General features: G+C 43.8%; 19 protein-coding genes and 1 pseudogene. 5 read left to right on the top strand and 15 right to left on the bottom strand.

Annotated elements, in window-relative coordinates; genetic code table 11:
• A partial coding sequence (locus ACYRYG_RS04125; protein ID WP_460197718.1) for a hypothetical protein occupies positions 1 to 184 on the top strand: 184 nt, incomplete at its 5' end.
• A 606-nt stretch (positions 185 to 790) separates the two neighbouring features.
• Here the strand turns inward: ACYRYG_RS04125 and ACYRYG_RS04120 are convergent.
• Positions 791 to 922 (bottom strand): hypothetical protein, encoded by a 132-nt coding sequence (locus ACYRYG_RS04120; RefSeq protein WP_293421954.1) that lies wholly within the window; start codon positions 920 to 922, stop codon positions 791 to 793.
• 276 nt (positions 923 to 1,198) lie between these two features.
• Complete coding sequence (locus tag ACYRYG_RS04115; protein WP_293421951.1) at positions 1,199 to 1,759, bottom strand: sugar O-acetyltransferase; 561 nt, start codon at positions 1,757 to 1,759, stop codon at positions 1,199 to 1,201.
• A 246-nt stretch (positions 1,760 to 2,005) separates the two neighbouring features.
• Between ACYRYG_RS04115 and ACYRYG_RS04110 the strand changes: the two genes are divergently transcribed.
• Complete coding sequence (locus ACYRYG_RS04110) at positions 2,006 to 3,181, top strand: aspartyl protease (protein ID WP_460197717.1); 1,176 nt, start codon at positions 2,006 to 2,008, stop codon at positions 3,179 to 3,181.
• A 47-nt stretch (positions 3,182 to 3,228) separates the two neighbouring features.
• On the opposite strand, the gene ACYRYG_RS04105 is transcribed toward ACYRYG_RS04110, so the two are convergent.
• The 8 genes from ACYRYG_RS04105 to ACYRYG_RS04070 all read right to left on the bottom strand — a co-directional run bounded on the left by ACYRYG_RS04105 (position 3,229) and on the right by ACYRYG_RS04070 (position 11,344).
• Complete coding sequence (locus ACYRYG_RS04105) at positions 3,229 to 3,999, bottom strand: hypothetical protein (protein ID WP_460197716.1); 771 nt, start codon at positions 3,997 to 3,999, stop codon at positions 3,229 to 3,231.
• Between the two features lie 265 nt (positions 4,000 to 4,264).
• Positions 4,265 to 4,735: a Spy/CpxP family protein refolding chaperone gene (locus ACYRYG_RS04100; RefSeq protein ID WP_293421941.1), complete on the bottom strand. Its 471-nt coding sequence runs from the start codon at positions 4,733 to 4,735 to the stop codon at positions 4,265 to 4,267.
• A gap of 50 nt (positions 4,736 to 4,785) precedes the next feature.
• Positions 4,786 to 5,295, bottom strand: coding sequence for a hypothetical protein (locus ACYRYG_RS04095; protein ID WP_460197715.1), 510 nt, complete (start codon positions 5,293 to 5,295; stop codon positions 4,786 to 4,788).
• Positions 5,292 to 5,846 (bottom strand): sigma-70 family RNA polymerase sigma factor, encoded by a 555-nt coding sequence (locus ACYRYG_RS04090; protein WP_293421935.1) that lies wholly within the window; start codon positions 5,844 to 5,846, stop codon positions 5,292 to 5,294. The genes ACYRYG_RS04095 and ACYRYG_RS04090 overlap by 4 nt, the downstream gene beginning before the upstream one ends.
• A 202-nt stretch (positions 5,847 to 6,048) precedes the next feature.
• Positions 6,049 to 6,999, bottom strand: coding sequence for a Ppx/GppA phosphatase family protein (locus tag ACYRYG_RS04085; protein ID WP_293424753.1), 951 nt, complete (start codon positions 6,997 to 6,999; stop codon positions 6,049 to 6,051).
• A gap of 23 nt (positions 7,000 to 7,022) precedes the next feature.
• Entirely contained in the window at positions 7,023 to 9,080 is a 2,058-nt protein-coding gene (locus tag ACYRYG_RS04080; protein ID WP_460197713.1) for an RNA degradosome polyphosphate kinase, read from the bottom strand.
• Positions 9,081 to 9,165: 85 nt separating this feature from the next.
• A complete protein-coding gene (locus ACYRYG_RS04075; protein ID WP_460197712.1) occupies positions 9,166 to 9,867 on the bottom strand; it encodes a leucine-rich repeat domain-containing protein in 702 nt (233 codons plus the stop codon).
• A 268-nt stretch (positions 9,868 to 10,135) separates the two neighbouring features.
• A complete protein-coding gene (locus ACYRYG_RS04070) occupies positions 10,136 to 11,344 on the bottom strand; it encodes an NADP-dependent isocitrate dehydrogenase (protein WP_293429286.1) in 1,209 nt (402 codons plus the stop codon).
• Positions 11,345 to 11,780: 436 nt separating this feature from the next.
• Here ACYRYG_RS04070 and ACYRYG_RS04065 point away from each other — a divergent pair, with 436 nt between their 5' ends.
• The 3 genes and pseudogenes from ACYRYG_RS04065 to ACYRYG_RS04055 form a co-directional block, all read left to right on the top strand.
• Positions 11,781 to 11,993 carry a 4Fe-4S binding protein gene (locus ACYRYG_RS04065; RefSeq protein WP_294075484.1) on the top strand — a complete coding sequence of 71 codons (213 nt, stop codon included), beginning with the start codon at positions 11,781 to 11,783 and terminating at the stop codon, positions 11,991 to 11,993.
• A 19-nt stretch (positions 11,994 to 12,012) separates the two neighbouring features.
• Complete coding sequence (locus ACYRYG_RS04060; RefSeq protein WP_460197711.1) at positions 12,013 to 12,609, top strand: L-2-amino-thiazoline-4-carboxylic acid hydrolase; 597 nt, start codon at positions 12,013 to 12,015, stop codon at positions 12,607 to 12,609.
• A gap of 405 nt (positions 12,610 to 13,014) precedes the next feature.
• Positions 13,015 to 13,515, top strand: a pseudogene (locus tag ACYRYG_RS04055) (YitT family protein); the annotation flags it as partial.
• Positions 13,516 to 13,547: 32 nt separating this feature from the next.
• On the opposite strand, the gene ACYRYG_RS04050 reads toward ACYRYG_RS04055, so the two are convergent.
• Genes ACYRYG_RS04050 through ACYRYG_RS04030 form a run of 5 tightly spaced genes read right to left on the bottom strand, consistent with a single transcriptional unit; the run spans position 13,548 to position 17,348 of the window.
• Positions 13,548 to 14,315 (bottom strand): ABC transporter permease subunit, encoded by a 768-nt coding sequence (locus ACYRYG_RS04050; protein WP_460197710.1) that lies wholly within the window; start codon positions 14,313 to 14,315, stop codon positions 13,548 to 13,550.
• Entirely contained in the window at positions 14,303 to 15,007 is a 705-nt protein-coding gene (locus tag ACYRYG_RS04045) for an ABC transporter ATP-binding protein (RefSeq protein WP_460197709.1), read from the bottom strand. The genes ACYRYG_RS04050 and ACYRYG_RS04045 overlap by 13 nt, the downstream gene beginning before the upstream one ends.
• Positions 15,008 to 15,033: 26 nt before the next feature.
• The gene (gene nosD, locus ACYRYG_RS04040) at positions 15,034 to 16,308 is read right to left on the bottom strand and encodes a nitrous oxide reductase family maturation protein NosD (RefSeq protein WP_460197708.1); all 1,275 of its coding nucleotides are present in this window, start codon (positions 16,306 to 16,308) and stop codon (positions 15,034 to 15,036) included.
• Positions 16,281 to 16,724, bottom strand: a complete 444-nt coding sequence (locus tag ACYRYG_RS04035; protein WP_460197707.1) for a nitrous oxide reductase accessory protein NosL — start codon at positions 16,722 to 16,724, stop codon at positions 16,281 to 16,283. The genes nosD and ACYRYG_RS04035 overlap by 28 nt, the downstream gene beginning before the upstream one ends.
• Positions 16,725 to 17,348 (bottom strand): hypothetical protein, encoded by a 624-nt coding sequence (locus tag ACYRYG_RS04030; protein WP_460197706.1) that lies wholly within the window; start codon positions 17,346 to 17,348, stop codon positions 16,725 to 16,727.
• Between the last annotated feature and the right edge of the window lie 7 nt (positions 17,349 to 17,355).

The following is a 17,355-nucleotide window of genomic DNA, read 5'->3' as shown; positions in this document are numbered from 1 at the left end:
AGCAAGCTTGGCGCCCGTTTCCCCTCGACTTGCATGTGTTAAGCCTGTAGCTAGCGTTCATCCTGAGCCAGGATCAAACTCTCCATTGTATAATGGTTCTCCTCCGCATCCCTTACAGGACACGGGGGACATTTGTATTCTGTCCAGGGTGCCTCTCCGTTTATTCCTGCCTGCCGCGGGATAAGCCCGCGACAGGGAATTGCCGGTTCTTCTCTTCTCTCTTTACCCGGAGGCCACAGCCATACATATTATATATGATGCAGCCTCCGCTCTTTCTTGTTACTGCCTGTCTGTTTTATGGAAATCTTTTCAAAGAACTCTTTCTTTTTTCTCCGCCCCCGGTTTTTATCCGAAAGCGGTTGCAAAGGTAGTGCTTTTATACGTAACCGCCAAATCTTTTTAGGAAAAAATTAAAATAAATAATACGTATTTCTCCTTTATTGACAAAATAAAACCGGGAAAAAGAAATGTATTTTACACAATACCAACTACATAGCAAACAGAGCAAATAAAAGTATGATTTCAGAAAAAAAAGAGCGTCTTCGAAATAAATAAGTCTCCCTTCAATACTACACTCAATCAGCCATTTCATTTTAACCCGTCCGACCTGATCCTTTTAATCACCTCTTAAAAGCAGCGAAAGAAACAGGAATGTCTATTCTAAATCATAAGACGGGGCACATTTTCTTGGAATTACCCCGTCATATAAAACAAGTTTCATTTCATCAACCATCAAAAATTAGAAGCAGGTCCAACAAATGATTCTTACATTTAATAGTCATATATACTTTTACCCATACCAAATATCTGCACTGATCTTGTGTTCCTCCCTTTCGCCGTTTTCAGAACCATCCCTATCTATATCCGTACGTGTATAGTCTACAAAGATCTGCTCTATCATCTCACTCTTCTTGCTCTTCATGATAAAAAATCTTTAAAGGTTCTTGAAATATTGAATTACAGTTACCCTTCTAAGCTTTAATATAATGGTATTGAGTACTGCATCTATTTCACTATCGGAAAAATCAAGCGACCTTATTGCTTGAAATGACCTCCATAGAAACAGGAAAAATACTCTTATTCTTCACTCTCAAAGATAATAAAAAAAAGAATATGTCGATCATATTAAAGGTTAATTTTATTCTTTTTTATATTATCAATAGTCCCTTTTAATTATCAAGAGAAAAAGCCTTCAGGCTTACCGGTTATTCAATCGTTTTTTAATTATTGCCGGATTACCTGCAGCCATACAATCATCAGGAATATCATGTACGACGACAGAGCCTGCCCCGATAATACATCGTTTGCCAATTGTGACTCCCGGACAGACGATGACCCCTCCGCCAAGCCATGTATCTTCACAGATTGAAATAGGATAGCCTATCTCAACAGTACTTCTTCGTAATATCGGATCAAGGGGATGTGAAATTGTATAGAGTTGGCACATGGGGCCTATCCTTACATTATCCCCTAAATAAATAAATGCGCCATCAAGGAAACAACAATTATAGTTAACAAATACATTATGTCCTATTTTAATGCCATTTCCATGATCACAATGAAAAGGAGGACACACTTTAGAATCATCAGGAATATCCGGAATCACTTTTTCAAGAGTTTCCCTATAGCCAGGTGTAATAAGGGTCATTTGATTCAACATTTGACAAACTCTTTTACTATGGTTTAAGCTTGAAAGAATTTCAGGATCTTTAAAATTATAAGATTCCTCGCTTCGCATTTTTTCAAATTCAGTTTTCATAAAGCAGAAATAAAGATTACCCTCACTGCCTGCCGTATACACATTCCCTTCGGTCAAGAAAGGACTTCACCGACAGATTTGAATGACGGGGCAGAAAAGAGCTATCCGATCTTTCGGGCAGTGCCCCACCATCCATTTTGGAAACAAATATAACAAATAAATTTTAAAAGAACTGGAAAACACGACACTTTTTCATAAATTTGCACCGTATCATCACGCATAACCAGCATCAGAAAATTCAATTGTATGAAGAAGATATACATTATACTTTTTTTATCAAGCATCATCTCAGGAGCATTTGCCCAGTCAATGCACCACTATCAAACAAACCTCACCTTATCACAGAAGAATTTTGTGGATACCATTCCTATAGAATACCAAGACGATCAGATTTACATACCCGTTCTGATTCACGGTCAGTCCCATCGGTTCAATCTTGATACAGGCTCAAGTCAAGGGATGCTATACGAGAACCGTCAAATACCCATCATTCAAGACCTCGGGAGTGTCATCTCTCATGATGCCAACAACATCTCCGACACGATCAAAGCAGTGCAAATCGCTCCTTTTATGATGGGTAAATTGAATATTTCAGGATATGTAGCCTCCGTAGTCAAGCCTTCGCCCTTCACGACAAACGATTATGATGGCATAATCGGTTTTGATCTCTTTAATAAAGGTATCAGTGCAAAAATAGACGTTAAAGATAAAATCCTGATTGTTAGTGACATTAAAGGATATTTTGATCATGAACCAGGATTCGCACTTGAATACAAACTGAAATGGTTTGTCCCCTATGTTTTAGTCAGTCCCTTTATCCGCCATGTAGACCAAGCCCTCTTTGACAGTGGTGCAAAGCAGTTATATCAGATCAATCATACAAGTTTCCTCCAGCATGCCTACAAGAGCAAGCAAGTAAATACTCAAGTAGAAGGTCGGGCTACCGGTAACTTTACTGTTGGAACAAACAGCGTTGAGAAGCCTGCTGAAGTAGTCTTTCTCAATCTCAACCGGTTAAAATGGACAGATTATTCTTTCAAGAATGTCCATACGATTACGACGCAAGGGAATTCCAGGATCGGAGCACAAATTTTCAACTACGGAAATATTATTATTAATCCTAAAAGAAAGACCATAACCTTCCAGCCCTATAACCACACCGATAGTGTGAATGTCAGCAACAAACAGTTTGGAGTAGCCTTTATTGATGTCGAAGACCGGCCTCAAGTCGCCCTAATCTGGAATAAGAGTGATGCCTATAAGGCAGGTATGCGACAAGGGGACAGGATAATAAGTATTGATGGGAAAGAATTAACCGGCTATCAAGATTTCCTGAGTTGTAAATTCCAAAACGGAAAGGAATATCAGTTTGTTTTATTGGACGCAAGAGGCTTTAAGAAGGAGATCGTGATCCGACGATGACTCCCCCTGCCCCTTCCGCATCCGTTCTTTATACCCCCAGGACCGTCTTACCGCCCTTCATTCTCCAAAAGTTCATCCTTTGAAAAACCTGTCGTCAACTTTTTCCCCGTACTTGCATTCGTATAATCGAAAATGGCTCCTATTCCCGCTTTAGCTGCCAATGCCGTGAACTGTTTCAGATCAATATCCACCAGCACATCTTGAGCGATATAATTTTTCAACGCTTTTGGATCCAGATCAGCCCGAAAGGCCTTAGGACTAACCAGCAGAGTCACCTCCAGATTATCCCGGGTAACCTTCATTTGCCCTAATTTATTAAAGTCATCGAAATCATTTGGTGCCGTCAAATTACCAATAGACACTTTACCTTTCAGTTCGTCCAGAGGAGGAACTTGTCCACTACCCAGGAGCCGTGTCACCTGATCTGCAGACACAATCGTCGTTACGGTCTTTTTAGATTTTGCATCCCGGAAGGTAAAAGAGAGGGCACCCTTATTACTGACTAAAGACGAAGCCATAGATTGCAAACTTCCTTTCGGGCCATAAAAGAACAAGGCCATGCCTGTGGCCAGATCCCCCTTCTCCTGATTGATCAAATCCATGTTGATCCGACCATTATCCTTAATATCCAGGACCAAATTGACAGCATTATCGGATTTATCAAAGTTGGCCTCCGTGACGGAAGCCCAGTCAGCAAACTTCAATGGCAATTGCGAACTGATGCTCTTTGTCTGTGACTTCAAAGGATTACTTGAACAACTTGTCATCATAAGAATGATGGCAAATAATAACATTAAAACAGATGTGCTTTTTCTCATATTCTGTGTTTTTGAATTAAAATTCGTGGTAATCAGCTTTATTTTAACTGATCGTTTTCAAAGTTAAACATTTATTTTCAGAACTTACTGCTTAGAAACTAAAATTGTAGTGTTTTAGGAAATCATAACAATAAAACATTCCATGAACAAAGGTTACATAAGTCCCGTTGAACATAAGGCCACCGACAAGAAACGACCGGAAGAATCCCTCCGGGCGTCCACACAAAAAATAATCTTCAGAACGGTTTAATATCCCTACAACCTTTTACCATTTTTTCATCTCCATCTGACCATTTTTCATTCTCCCTTTTCCATTATGGAACTTATGATATTTACGTTGGCTGATCTGAAACTGAATACGATTCTCCACTCTCAGGAACCGGCTTAACTGACCAGCATCCAGCACTGTAGACAACTTATCAATGTATTTTTCACGTACATCAATAGCTTTCTTCTGGCGTTCCAGATGATTCTTAATCAACTCAGCTGCCTCTTTACTACTGGTAGGTTTAGACCACTTCTTTCTCTTCCCCATCACGGCTCTCATATCCTCATTATAGGATTTATAGATCGGCACAAAGGCAGTCCTCTGCTCATCCGTCAGTTTGAGGCGTGTGACCATCTCATTGACTTTACTCTCAAAGACCTTTTCCCTAATGCTGTCAGTCCTATTGTCTTGTGCAGACAAGGAGAGGACCGAAAGGACCAAGACAAATGATAATAATAACCTTTTCATTGTTTTTGTTTTTTATGCTGTTATTCACAGCGAGTCATTGAATTTATAATTTAATATTCCGGAATATCTTCCACTTCATAATCATCAATATACTTCATATCCTGATCATCAATTGAATTAAGGACTTCATCAAATGCATCCTCTGAGCGGGGACGGGCTGAAGGACGGGATCCCCATGGAACGGAACGATGGACTTTATCAGGGCATCGCTCCGGACGATGCCGCATATTTGCTGCCTTCGGCTTCCCCTTTGCATCAACTCCCCTATCCGTTGAAGGTGAAGGTGTGGAAGCCTGGGCGATCACATTCGGCGAAGGCGAGCTTGCCGGATGCGGTTGAGGAAGGTCATGAGTCTGCCGGAAAAAATACCCGGCTCCCAAAGAAAAGAACAACAGCACTGTAGCAGCTGCCAGCAGCATCACCTTCCGCTTCCTGACGAAGATAAGGTGCCGCTTCCGGTCTTCTATCGCTTTATCGACTGCCCGGTCTACCAAATGGTCAATATAATCATCCTTCTCCCGGAAGACATCTGATTTACGTGAATTCTTTATTTCTTTCATAATTCATGTGCTTTTAGATAAGACTTAACCTTATTGACAGCGTAAGAGTAATTGGTTTTCAAAGTACCTATCCGTTTCCCTGTAATCAAAGCAATCTCCTCATAACTCAAATCATCATAATATCTCATGCAAAATATGAGACGCTGCTGGGTAGGCAACTTTAGCAAAGCCTGCTGCAAAAGCAGTTCTGCAGCATCTGCATCCAGAGAGCACTCCGCCGTAAGTTTCCTTTCCAGCACCCCTCCCATATCGTCAATGCTCCGGAACAGCCCTGTATGATGCCTGAGGATATTCAATGATTCCCGGGTAGCAATCTTATAAATCCAAGGCACCAACTGATCCTTATCTTGAAGCTGATCAATTTTACGATACACTTGAATACAAGTCTCTTGCAAGGCATCTTCCGCATCATCGTGATCCACTACGATCCGGCGAATGTACAAGTACAAGCGATGCCCATATTCCTGCATCAACATCCGAAAGCCCAGTTCCCTCTGATCTTCAGAAGAAAGCATTCTCAACAGTTGCTCACTATTTTGGGGTACCTCCATACAAACTGAAATTTTACGATGACCTTGCAAGTCTTTCTTATCATCCACTTACTTAATAGATGAAGGAAAGAATAAAAAGTTAAAAAGAAAAAAGGAAAAAGTTGTGTTTTTCAGAAAATAAGGATAAGAGGCTACGAAATACACGAGATTCACAATCTTAGCCTGGTCCGTACAAGAAAGAGAAAAGACAAGAAGCGATCCTTCAGTCAGGATCACTTCTCAGATAATTTCGATACAACCCATCTATGATGGAATCTGCCAAAGAGATATTCGGCACCAAGATGGACTCACTATGCAGGCATTCACTAGCCTTCAAGAATATTTCAGCAGCCGGAACAATCACATCAGCCCGGTCATCTTTAAGTTGAAAAGTATGGATTCGCTCCTCAATGCTCATGGTCTTTAAGGTGTCATACATCTGTTTAAGATCAGACACAGGCAACTCACAATGATCCTTTTTAGGTTTAATCAACTTATAGAGTTTGTTAATATTACCTCCCGAACCGAGGATACAAATATCAGGAAACCTTGATGCAATATTTTTCATTTCCGTCTCAAAGTTCATTTTTTCCGCTTTTGTCACCTTTCCTCCAAGCAAGCGCAAGGTACCGATATTGAAAGAATGGCTGTCAACGAGTGAGCCGTCATGAATAAGAGAGACCTCCGTACTGCCCCCACCCACATCCATATAGACGAAATTACCTGCTTCAGAAGCATTTGTCTCGTCCAACTGACCTGAAGAGCGCAAAGCAGCGACCTCCATCAGATCATTACAGAGCAGACGAGCTTCCTCCACACCAGGAATAATTTCCAGGCAGATTCCCGTCTTCTTGCCAATCCTTTTCAGTATCTTCTTTCCATTTTCCGCATCTCTCATAGCAGAAGTTGCACAAGCCCGATAAGTTTTCACATCATTCAATTTCATGAATTCCTTGAAACCCCTCAGCATGTGAATCATCATGTATTCCCGCTCCTTGGATATTCTGCCAAGAGAGAACACGTCCTTGCCTAAACGCAAGGGGACGCGGATGAACATGATTCTTTTGTCACGCTCTTCTTCTATCTGTGCACTCTCGTCAAAACGTTTGATAAGAAGACGGGCTCCATTAGAGCCTATATCTATGGCTGCAAGATTAAATGCCGATTTTTTCATCATTATCTGTTTTAGACCTACAATTACAGGTCAGTTTCTTGATGGTATGCTTTAAACAATTCATATTGTGAACGGAAAGGCTGATCCCCCTCTCTTACCGGTTGTATCTCATTCGTGCCCGTACCATTCACTATCCTTCCGTTCGTCGTATCCTTCAGGCCATAGTCCACCGTCCGGAGCAAGTCCCTCTTCAGATCTTCATCATAAACAGGAGCCATTACTTCTATGCGGCTGATCAGATTACGCGGCATCCAGTCTGCACTCCCGAGATAATAACGATTTTTACCCCCATTACAAAAGATCAGGATACGAGAATGCTCCAGATAGCGATCAATAATCCCCACGGCATGAATATTAGAGCTGCACCCTGGAATACCGGGGACCAAAGAACAGTTTCCCCGTATCAATAGTCCGATCTTCACCCCCGCATCCGAAGCCTGATAGAGTTTTTTCACCATATCATGGTCCGTGACATGATTGATTTTAATTTTTATCCAAGCCTCTTTACCCGCCTGGGCATTCCTGATTTCCGTATCCATCATGCGGAGGATACGGCTTTTCATCGCATTGGGAGAGACCAGCAGATCATGAAAACGAACCTGGGAGAATGGACGTTTAATGAATTCAAAGACACGAGCGACATCATTGACGATCCCCGGACGTGCCGTCATCATGAAATAGTCCGTATACACCTTTGCATTATTTTCATGGAAATTACCTGTTCCGACACAGGCTATATTACCTTTTTTAGATTCAATGAGAAGGAGTTTAGAATGTATTTTCAACCCTTCTACTCCAAAAATGACATTTACCCCTTCTTCCTGCATTCGTTTACTCCACTTGATATTGCTCTCCTCGTCGAAGCGCGCCAGGAGTTCAATCACTACCGTGACTTTCTTGCCGTTATGTGCTGCATTAATCAGCGCCTTAACCACCTTTGAGTCTTTGGCCAAGCGATAAAGGGTAGTCTTAATCCCCTTAACTTCCGGTTTGATGGCCGCTTCCTGAAGGACCCGGATATAGCCATCAAAACTATGATAAGGAACATGTATAAACCTGTCCTTTAAGCGGATCAGATCCAAGATAGATCTCCGCGAGAGAAATTCAGGCTTCATGATCTGAGGCCATTTTTTATATTTCAGTTCGGTATGCCCGCAATCCGGGAAAGACATCAAATCCTTATGATTCTGATAGCGGCCACCGGCAAGAGATGTGTCCAGTTCTTTCATATCCAGTCGCTTCCGGATTTCCTTGATCATGTTTCTGGGCATATTCTGATCATAGATCACGCGTACGGCCTCTCCCTTCTTGCGGGAATTGACGCCGGCAGCAATCTTTTCCATCATACCGTAATCGGAATAGTTATCCATCTCCATTTCCGCATCCTTAGTAAACTTAAAGGAATAGGCATGGTAGACACTCTCTTTCAGACCGATGAACACCAGGGGCAGACAATATCTGACCACATCATCCAGGTACATGATATTATCAAAGCCTTCACTGGAAGGAATATGAACCCAACGCCCATAATATCGGTCAGGGACTTTCACGACGACATAACGGACCTTCCCGGATTCCACTTCCGTACGCTCAACCAGCAGATAAATACGATTATCCTCCAGGGAAGTCAGATTAGGAATCTGTGAGATCCAGATAGGGTTAATACTTCCATTCAGTTTCTGATAAAAGAAATCCGTCAAGAATTTCTTTTGCTCGTCATTCAATTGATTCTCATCAACCAGGCGTATCTTATGCGTTTCAAGTTCTTTAAATACCCGTTTCGTACATTCCGTATATTCCTGGGAATGCGACTTGTTGAGTTGATTTATTGTCCTCAGACTATGCTTGATCGTCTCACGCATCGACTTACTCAACTCCCTGTCATCCATCAGACGGCTCAATGCAGCCACTCTGACGCGGAAAAATTCATCAAGGTTATTGGAGTAGATACCCAGAAAAGAAAGTCGTTCCAGGAGAGGGACATATTCTTTCTCAGCTTCCTGGAGGATACGATGATTAAAATACATCCAACTTACATCCCGGGGTACATAAGCATCCTTGAACTTTATGTCATTTTTCATTAGCTACCATTTTGATACATCATACATTCAGGGAGCAGAGATCCATCTTCCGGTAACAGGTGATTTCAATCATCCACTTTTCCGTTTAATCCTTCCCTTTTTTCTTTTTCTTACCAGACAGATTGCCCAGTGACTTCTCTTTCTCATCAGAGGATTTCAGATGATCCTCTTTATTCAACTTTGCCCTGTCAGCTTTCTTTTTGAGTCCATCGGCTGCATCAGCTTCCACAATATCACGGTCTACTACGATATAATCCATATCCCCATCATCAAAATGAAGGGCCTTGCGAAATTTTTTCACTGTTCCACTAGGGACAATAATATTCGCCAAGCGCTCACTCTCTTCGAAAGAATGACGGCTGAGATGTTTAGGAACACCCTCAAAATTAACAGTCTTAAGAGTACCACAATCTGAAAAAGCGAAACTCTCTATCCGTTCAACTGAAGCTGGAAGATTAACCATCTCCAGAGAATCGCATCCTGTAAAAGCATCTTTCTCAATGGATATTACCGAAGAAGGGATCGTTACGTGCCTGAGATTTTTCTTTTTATAAAAAGCTTTCTGACCAATGATTTCGACACCTTCAGGAATTTCAAAATTTTCACCTTCATAAAGACAATAGATCATCCGTTTGTGGTCAGCAGAATAAACCGCCTGGTCATCATATTCAAAATGTTCACCTGAAATCTTTTGTAATGCTAAATTAAGGACTAGTTCATCAAATTTACTGTTTTTTTTGGAATTCTTCTGGAGAATTTCAAGAATAGCCTTCTTATTTTCTTTCATTCAATTTATGTAATTGATGTTTCTATTCTGCAAATATAAGCTGAATCCGCCGAAACCACAATGTATTATATGTTACTATTCTATGAAAATAACGTTACAAAACGATTTTTTGACCGAGTCATCAGATATTTATCTCTTTAAGAATTTTCCTCCACAAGAATTTTCCACCACTTGATCGTTTTCCGTTAACTTGCATTTCTATTTCTCCGGACAAACCAAAGCATATATGACACATTTCCACATCCGGCAAAAAGGCGGGCCTGCCCGTTCAGGATAGTCGTTTTTCCAGATGAGACTTAATCGCAGCGATGAAATCTTCAGAATTCACTTGTCTCGTCTCAACACCTTCCATAAGATGCACAAGATCCTTGGTAGTAATCCCCGCATTCAAGGTATCAAGGCACGCACCTTCCAATTGATCCCCAAAATTCTGCAATGCTACAAGATGGTCCAACTCACCCCGCTTACGAAGTGCTCCACTCCAGGCGAAAATAGTAGCTATAGGATTCGTTGAAGTTGCCTCACCTTTCAGGTAACGATAATAATGACGAGTCACGGTACCATGAGCTGCTTCATATTCATATTTTCCATCCGGGTTGACCAGCACAGAAGTCATCATCGCCAAAGATCCAAAAGCCGTAGAGAGCATATCGCTCATCACGTCACCGTCATAATTTTTGCAAGCCCAGATAAATCCGCCCTTACTACGGATGACACGTGCCACGGCATCATCAATCAACGTATAAAAATAAGTAATTCCGAGTTTTTTAAAGATCTCTTCGTACTCTTTATAGACTTCATTAAAGATCTCACGGAAAAGAGCATCATACGTCTTGGAAATGGTGTCCTTGGTTGCGAACCACAGATCTTGTTTCGTTTCAACAGCAAACTTGAAGCAACTTTCTGCAAAGGAATGGATACTCTTGTCCGTATTATGCATCCCCTGGATGACCCCGGGTCCGGAAAAGTCATGGATGATCTGTTCTTGTCTTTTTCCACTTTCTCCCTGGAAAACCAGCATTGCTGTTCCAGGCTCATCCGCACGGATCTCCACATTCTTATAGACATCCCCGTATGCATGACGAGCGATTGTGATCGGTTGTTCCCAGCCCTTTACTAACGGGTGGATAGAAGGAATGGTAATAGGTGCACGAAAGACCGTACCGTCCATGATACTCCGGATAGTCCCATTCGGACTTTTCCACATCTCATGCAGGTGATACTCTGTCATCCGCTGGGCATTGGGTGTGATCGTAGCACACTTCACGGCCACACCATATTTCAATGCCGCATGCGCTGCATCAATCGTTACCTTATCCTGTGTCTTATCCCGGTTAGGCAGCCCTAAATCATAATATTCCGATTTCAAATCTACAAAGGGCAGGATGAGTTCCTCTTTAATCCATTTCCACAATACCCGAGTCATCTCATCCCCGTCCATCTCCACGATAGGAGTAACCATCTTGATCTTATCCATATTATTTGTTTTGTGATTCATCTGCATCAGGCAAATTGAATCCATTCATAATTTTTCGTTGTCCCATATCACTTCCTTACAAAAATAACAGATTTATGCGATTCCCCCAAAAAACAAATATAGTTTTTCACAAAAGCACTTAAAAAAACACCAGGAATGAATAAAACTGCATTTTTCAACCAACCCGAACAATCAACTTAAAAAAATCCAGTAAGGGAGTCACTCAAAAGATAAGCCCCAATCAGCAATAGTAATCATATCTGCAAACAAGTCATTTCGTCTGGTCCATGTATCAATATACCGAAAAGAACACATCATTCACCGATTTAGTATTGCATAAAGTTCGATTGTTTATTAACTTTGCAATAACAAAAAATAAGAGGACGACAAATACTTATTATAATTGTTTGCCTTCTTACTTAAAATAAGAATCAAGATGAAAACAAAAGATTTTGAAATAAGGCTTTTCTCTTTTGACTGTACAGGTTGCGGAAGATGCCTGAAGAAGTGCAAGAACGATGTATTGAAAATTGTCGATAATGGCATGTGCAGATTCATAAACGTAATCAACGAAGCATCATGCATTGGTTGCAGAATATGCGAGGATAACTGCCCGACACACGCAATACTCATTACAAAAATTGAATAGAATTAATTTCAAACATACAATGAAAGATATTGAGAAAATCATGAAGAAAAGCTGTATCGGTAAACTTTGGGCAAATATGAACGCCGATACTAAGGATGAAACTTGTATCCAGGCCCGACAAATGATGGAGAATATATGTGAAACCGGGCCTCTGAAAAAATACTTGTTGCATTCATTGATACCGTCGGCAGCCGCTTACAAAGTATTGATTAAGAACGGAATGTCCGAAAAAGAAGCGTATGACGTAATTAAGAGAACCGTTTTCAATTCCATGGAGCCTGCGAGAAGAAGGATAAAAGTAATCTGTTCCCTTAGCTCATTTCCATGGATATTCAATCAGATATGGAAACGGATACCGAGTTTCGTCATAAAGAATTTCCCTAGCAGAGGTTGGGACATCCAATGGATAAAAAAAGACAAACACGAAATAAAATTCAATATGAACAGTTGCTTTTATTGCGACTTCTTCCGCGTACACAAATGTCCAGAACTTACCCGGATATTCTGTGACTGCGATCACATTATCTACGGATCGATGAAGGGTTTCAAGTTTATTCGCTCACAAACAATGGGCAAAGGTGCAGCAAAATGCGACTTTTGCTTTAAAAAAGCCTAATATAGATTTTAAAAAGGTTTATTGCAATTTACAAAAACGACAATCAACGGAAAGGAAATATATAAACGGAGGAGACATCTTTCGAACAAAGAATCAAATCAAAAGAATAGACATACAAAGGTATGGATATACATCATCAAAGAAAAAGGAAAGATTTGTAACAACCAACTGCAAGACACTAACTTTCTACAATTCTATCGTTGGTAAACATAGCAATATTTAACAACCATTCGAATCTAAACAAAATATCTCCCGATGAAATTTTCACCGGGAGACATCCATTCTTTAATTATTGTTTGTTTTACTCTGCTCTGCAGGAGCTTCATCAATCAAGTCCATGAACTGGTCAAGTTTCGGAGTAATGATAATCTCCGTACGGCGGTTACGCTGCTTGCCCAATTCCGTATCATTGCTGACATCGTGCACAAATACCGTGACATATCCCTCGGACGTGTCATCATGATGTGTGATATCGTCATCATTTCTTCGTCTTATCTCGTTTTTCATAACTTCGAGCAAGTCATCTACGGTTATGTAGTGCTGCTCATCACCGCCTATTGTATAGACCAGGTAGTGAACGTCTTGCACCGCAGCGTGCAGTTCTTCATTATCTCCGACAAATATCAGGAGATAGCCTCGCGTATCGCTGTCTTCCCGCATCGTGGCGCTACAGTCATTGAGGCGTACGGCTTCTACACCGGCCACGAGGTGAAAATGCTGTTCATCATGGCCAAGCGGCGCGAGAGCACCACCATCTTCCGTATCATCAACGAGATAGATCCCAAGGCTTTCGTCACGGAGACAAACGTTATCGGGGTCTATGGCGAAGGTTTTGACAAGTTTAAAGTAAAGATGCCCAGGAAGCATGAACGTCCTATACCGGCTGAGAAACTGGCGGAGCTATGATCAGACTAAATAAAAATGATGGTTGCTTCATACTACAGGTCCTTCCTGCTGAATAGCCTTTGCGAGCAGGCATAGGGCAGGATGATCCAGGCCAGCAAGAGAACAGACGATACGACCATACCCCATGTGTCGCCTAAGAAATCCTTGAACAGCGCACCGCTGTAACCCATCATCGCCGCTACATCCATCTTCAAAACAACCTGGAAGCGTGCAAGGTCGAGCGGATTGAGCATCAGCAAGCCCATCAGGGGCTGTTCGATGGGATAATCGCTGAACATAAAGACCAGAAAGAGAAGAACAGCATCGTAGATCATGGTGAAGAGCAGCCAGAGAAGCAGACTGGCGCCGATGCCGCGGGTCTTCTCGCTTATGAGCATGGCGATCAGGAAAGCCAGCGAGGTGAAAATAAGTGTCACCGCGCACCCCATGAGCAGCTGCACTGCCGATGTGACAACGTCGCCGTAGAGGATGATGGGGATGCCGGCACCCAAGAGAAAGGCGGACAGCAGGCTGACACTGCAGCCTACATACAGGCTCTGCCACACATCGCGGCGACGGAGTGGCTGGCAGAGCAGCATGGTGAGGAAGTCGCGGCTGTCGTAGAGATAGATGACCGTGTAGACCATCGACATGAGCGGCGCGATGAACAGCACCACATTGAGAATGGTGAGGGCGCCTTTGGTCTCGTTGTCCTGAAGCATCATGCTCGTCCACGATATGAGCGCGAGCAGGACAAAATAGGCAATGACAACCTTGTTTTTCAAGTTGTCGAGAAGGATTATCTTTGTTATTTTCCCCATTTGTTCAGTAATTCAATGACGGCATCGTGTGTGTTTGTCTTGCCTGTGTCATGGAGTAGTTCATGTACAGGCTTGTAAAACAGTATTTTTCCCTCATCCATAAATATAATATGTGTAGCCAAGCCGTTGAGTTCACTGAGGATATGGCTGGTGATGAACACTAACTTGCCACTCTCCTTGCGTATCTTCTCCTTGAGAATGTTGGCGGAAAGCGGGTCGAGTGAGGCTGTCGGCTCGTCGAGGATCAGGATGTCAGGGTTGAACAGGAAGGCCAGGGCGGCGTTCACTTTCTGCCTCATGCCTCCGGAGAGGGCGCCGGTGCGCTTGTCGGCAAACTGTTCAATATTGTAGGCATTGTATAAGTCTTTGTCCAGCTCACCGTGGTATCCGCGCACGTCGATCAGCGTTTTGAAGACATCGCGCACACTCATGTTCTCAGGGAAGTTGCTGTTCTGTTGCATGAAGCCCATCACAGCACGCGATTCGGGGCAGCGGGCTGCATTCTTGCCATTGACCAGCACTTCACCGCTCTGCGGCGTGACGAGGCCGAGGATGCTTTTCATCAGTGTAGTCTTGCCGCAGCCGTTCGGCCCGACGAAGGCAACACACTGACCTTGGTCGAGCCGGAGGTTGATGTCTTTCAGCACATGCTGGCGACCGTAGTATTTGTTGAGATGATTGATTTCTATCATGGTGTTGTTTTCGTTGCGCCTGTGAGTCAGACCGCCCAGCGCCGCATGCTGGGCGTGTGGTCCTGATAAGTGTCAGGCGTCACAGTAGGGATGATTTTCTCGGTCTGCTCCAACAGGTTCATCAGGAAGCTGCGGAAGAAGAGCAGGACATCGCTGTTCTGCTCCGCCAAAGAAGAGAAGAGGCTCAGTGGGCGGTAAGGCACGTCGCCCTTACCGTCGTGGTTGAGGTCGTAGCCGTCGTACTTGTCCCAGTAGTTGTTTTCCACGATGTTGCCATTGTAGCTCTTGTTGGTTGTCATGTCAAACGTGTTGCCGATAAAATTGTTGCGCACAATAGTGTCGTTGCTGCTTCCCGATACCAGTCGGATGCCCCAGCCGCAGTCGCGCACCTCATTACGCTTGACGAGCAGATCCTGTCCTCCGTCGATCATCAGGCCGACGGTGTTGCGCCTGAACACGTTGCCCTGGATGCGGGCATATTGCAGTTCCTTGATGAGCAGTCCGTAGCTGCTGGTGCCTTGGTTGTCTTCAAAGACATTGTTGAGCATGGTGACGTTGTGGGTGTACATCACTGCCACCCCGGCCCTATTGCGGCGAAAAGTGTTGCGCATGTATGTATTGTAATGTGAGAACATGAAGTGAAGCCCATATCGCTCGCAATCACTGATGGTATTGCGTGCGATGAAGGAATGCTCACAAAATTCCAGATAGATGCCGTCGCGGTGGTGCCCGACGGTATTGTCGGTGATGCGCAGCCCGGATCCTTTCCAGCAGTGAATGCCACTGCCCATGATGGGGTTCTGGGTGATGTTGCTCTCCACACGGTTGTGCTCCACGGCGCAGTGTGACGTGGATTGTAACATGATGGAGAACATATTGTCTTTCAATAGGTTGTGTGTGATGGAGACATTGCTTACATTCTCCGCGAAGATGCCGGCATAGTCTAAGCGCGACGAGCGGTTGCTGTGCGTTATCTTCAGTCCGGAGACGCTGACGTCACTGGCCCGTACCTCCACGACATGGCCTTTGTAGCAGCCGTCTATTACCGGCCAATTGATGCCCTGAAGCGTCAACGGTTTGCGGATGACGAGACGCTCACGATAAGTCGCTCCGCCGACAACCCTGATGGTGTCGTGCGGCCTCGCGTGTTTGAGCGCCGCATTGATGGTCGTGAACGGCAATCTCTTCCCTACTTTGAGCACGCGCGCGCTGCTCTGAGCGGGGAAGAGAAGGGTCAGCAGAAAGAAACTCAATGAGATAAGAGGTGGAATCCTTAATGAGATATTTTGAGTCTTTCCCATGAATCTAAGAGAATGGCATTGTTATCCTTTGCGAACTTCACGGCGTGGGTATGGTTTCTAAACGCTGCCACACCGCCGTTCATAGGTGTCTGGAACTCGCCCAGCACCAGTGATGCCCTCCGGATGTCTATCAATGAGTCGGGCTGGTCGTAGTCGGCCACATAGATCTTGGCAACCGTCGAGTCTCCAATCTGGTTGTCGTGCAAATAGTGGAAGAGACAAGTGGCGTCATCGAACTTGAAGCACTTCCCCTTGTCGGTGATGAACTCGCAGGAGAATTGCTTCTTTTCGATACTCATCCCGCATTTGTCGCAGTTGTCTTTACCGGCTTGGATAGCCTGCGGCTTGTCGTTGACCGAACAAGCCGCAAGCATCATTACTGACAGGACGATGCTGCAGAGAATCGTCTTCTTCATTCAGACTCCCTTCTTTTTACTGCCCAGGATGCCAATCTCCTTGAACACTACGAAGGCGAGAAGCAGACCGGCGACAAAAAGCAGATAACCGCCCACGTCGGGTTGTGACATCACGGTCATGTTCAACAACTGCTTCACGCCGATGATCGGTGGCTGATAGGCCATGCCCGGCACCCTGATGGGAGCTGTCGGATCCAAGTTGTGGCCGTAGACATAAGTCCAGTGATAGAAGTCGATGAAGCCCAACACGCCGAAGATGCCGAACGCGATCAGCGCGCTGATGGACAAGCCCTTCTTTCGGATGACGGCAGCTACAATGAAGAATACCGCAAAGGCGATGAGGACAATGGGCAGTGCGGAGAACTCCCAGAAGTCACCCGGATGGATCTGCGCCATGCCGACATAGTGGTTCAGCTCGTTGATCTTCTCTAAGTCGATGCCGTCGTCGCCGCCGTTAACACCCTTGAGACCTCCGATGAACATCGACATGCCCTCCGGATACTGCGGTGCCGCGATATCGATGCGCCACAGTGAGGTGAATGCAGCGACACCCGTCAGGATGGCTGCCACGATGAGCAGGACTGCACTCATCCTGCTTATTTTTCCTTTAAAATTCAGTTTCATGATGGTT

This window comes from Segatella asaccharophila (assembly GCF_054687055.1).
The sequence above is the reverse complement of the archived record's forward strand: the minus strand, read 5'-3'. Positions and strand labels throughout refer to the sequence as shown.

Coding starts and splice junctions, on each gene's coding strand:
- ACYRYG_RS04050 (WP_460197710.1), bottom strand. CDS start 14,315: ATGGGGAAAATAACAAAGATAATCCTTCTCGACAACTTGAAAAACAAG.
- nosD (WP_460197708.1), bottom strand. CDS start 16,308: ATGGGAAAGACTCAAAATATCTCATTAAGGATTCCACCTCTTATCTCA.
- ACYRYG_RS04070 (WP_293429286.1), bottom strand. CDS start 11,344: ATGGATAAGATCAAGATGGTTACTCCTATCGTGGAGATGGACGGGGAT.
- ACYRYG_RS04120 (WP_293421954.1), bottom strand. CDS start 922: ATGAAGAGCAAGAAGAGTGAGATGATAGAGCAGATCTTTGTAGACTAT.
- ACYRYG_RS04110 (WP_460197717.1), top strand. CDS start 2,006: ATGAAGAAGATATACATTATACTTTTTTTATCAAGCATCATCTCAGGA.
- ACYRYG_RS04090 (WP_293421935.1), bottom strand. CDS start 5,846: ATGGAGGTACCCCAAAATAGTGAGCAACTGTTGAGAATGCTTTCTTCT.
- ACYRYG_RS04045 (WP_460197709.1), bottom strand. CDS start 15,007: ATGATAGAAATCAATCATCTCAACAAATACTACGGTCGCCAGCATGTG.
- ACYRYG_RS04035 (WP_460197707.1), bottom strand. CDS start 16,724: ATGAAGAAGACGATTCTCTGCAGCATCGTCCTGTCAGTAATGATGCTT.
- ACYRYG_RS04100 (WP_293421941.1), bottom strand. CDS start 4,735: ATGAAAAGGTTATTATTATCATTTGTCTTGGTCCTTTCGGTCCTCTCC.
- ACYRYG_RS04060 (WP_460197711.1), top strand. CDS start 12,013: ATGAAAGATATTGAGAAAATCATGAAGAAAAGCTGTATCGGTAAACTT.
- ACYRYG_RS04080 (WP_460197713.1), bottom strand. CDS start 9,080: ATGAAAAATGACATAAAGTTCAAGGATGCTTATGTACCCCGGGATGTA.
- ACYRYG_RS04030 (WP_460197706.1), bottom strand. CDS start 17,348: ATGAAACTGAATTTTAAAGGAAAAATAAGCAGGATGAGTGCAGTCCTG.
- ACYRYG_RS04075 (WP_460197712.1), bottom strand. CDS start 9,867: ATGAAAGAAAATAAGAAGGCTATTCTTGAAATTCTCCAGAAGAATTCC.
- ACYRYG_RS04115 (WP_293421951.1), bottom strand. CDS start 1,759: ATGAAAACTGAATTTGAAAAAATGCGAAGCGAGGAATCTTATAATTTT.
- ACYRYG_RS04065 (WP_294075484.1), top strand. CDS start 11,781: ATGAAAACAAAAGATTTTGAAATAAGGCTTTTCTCTTTTGACTGTACA.
- ACYRYG_RS04105 (WP_460197716.1), bottom strand. CDS start 3,999: ATGAGAAAAAGCACATCTGTTTTAATGTTATTATTTGCCATCATTCTT.
- ACYRYG_RS04085 (WP_293424753.1), bottom strand. CDS start 6,999: ATGAAAAAATCGGCATTTAATCTTGCAGCCATAGATATAGGCTCTAAT.
- ACYRYG_RS04095 (WP_460197715.1), bottom strand. CDS start 5,295: ATGAAAGAAATAAAGAATTCACGTAAATCAGATGTCTTCCGGGAGAAG.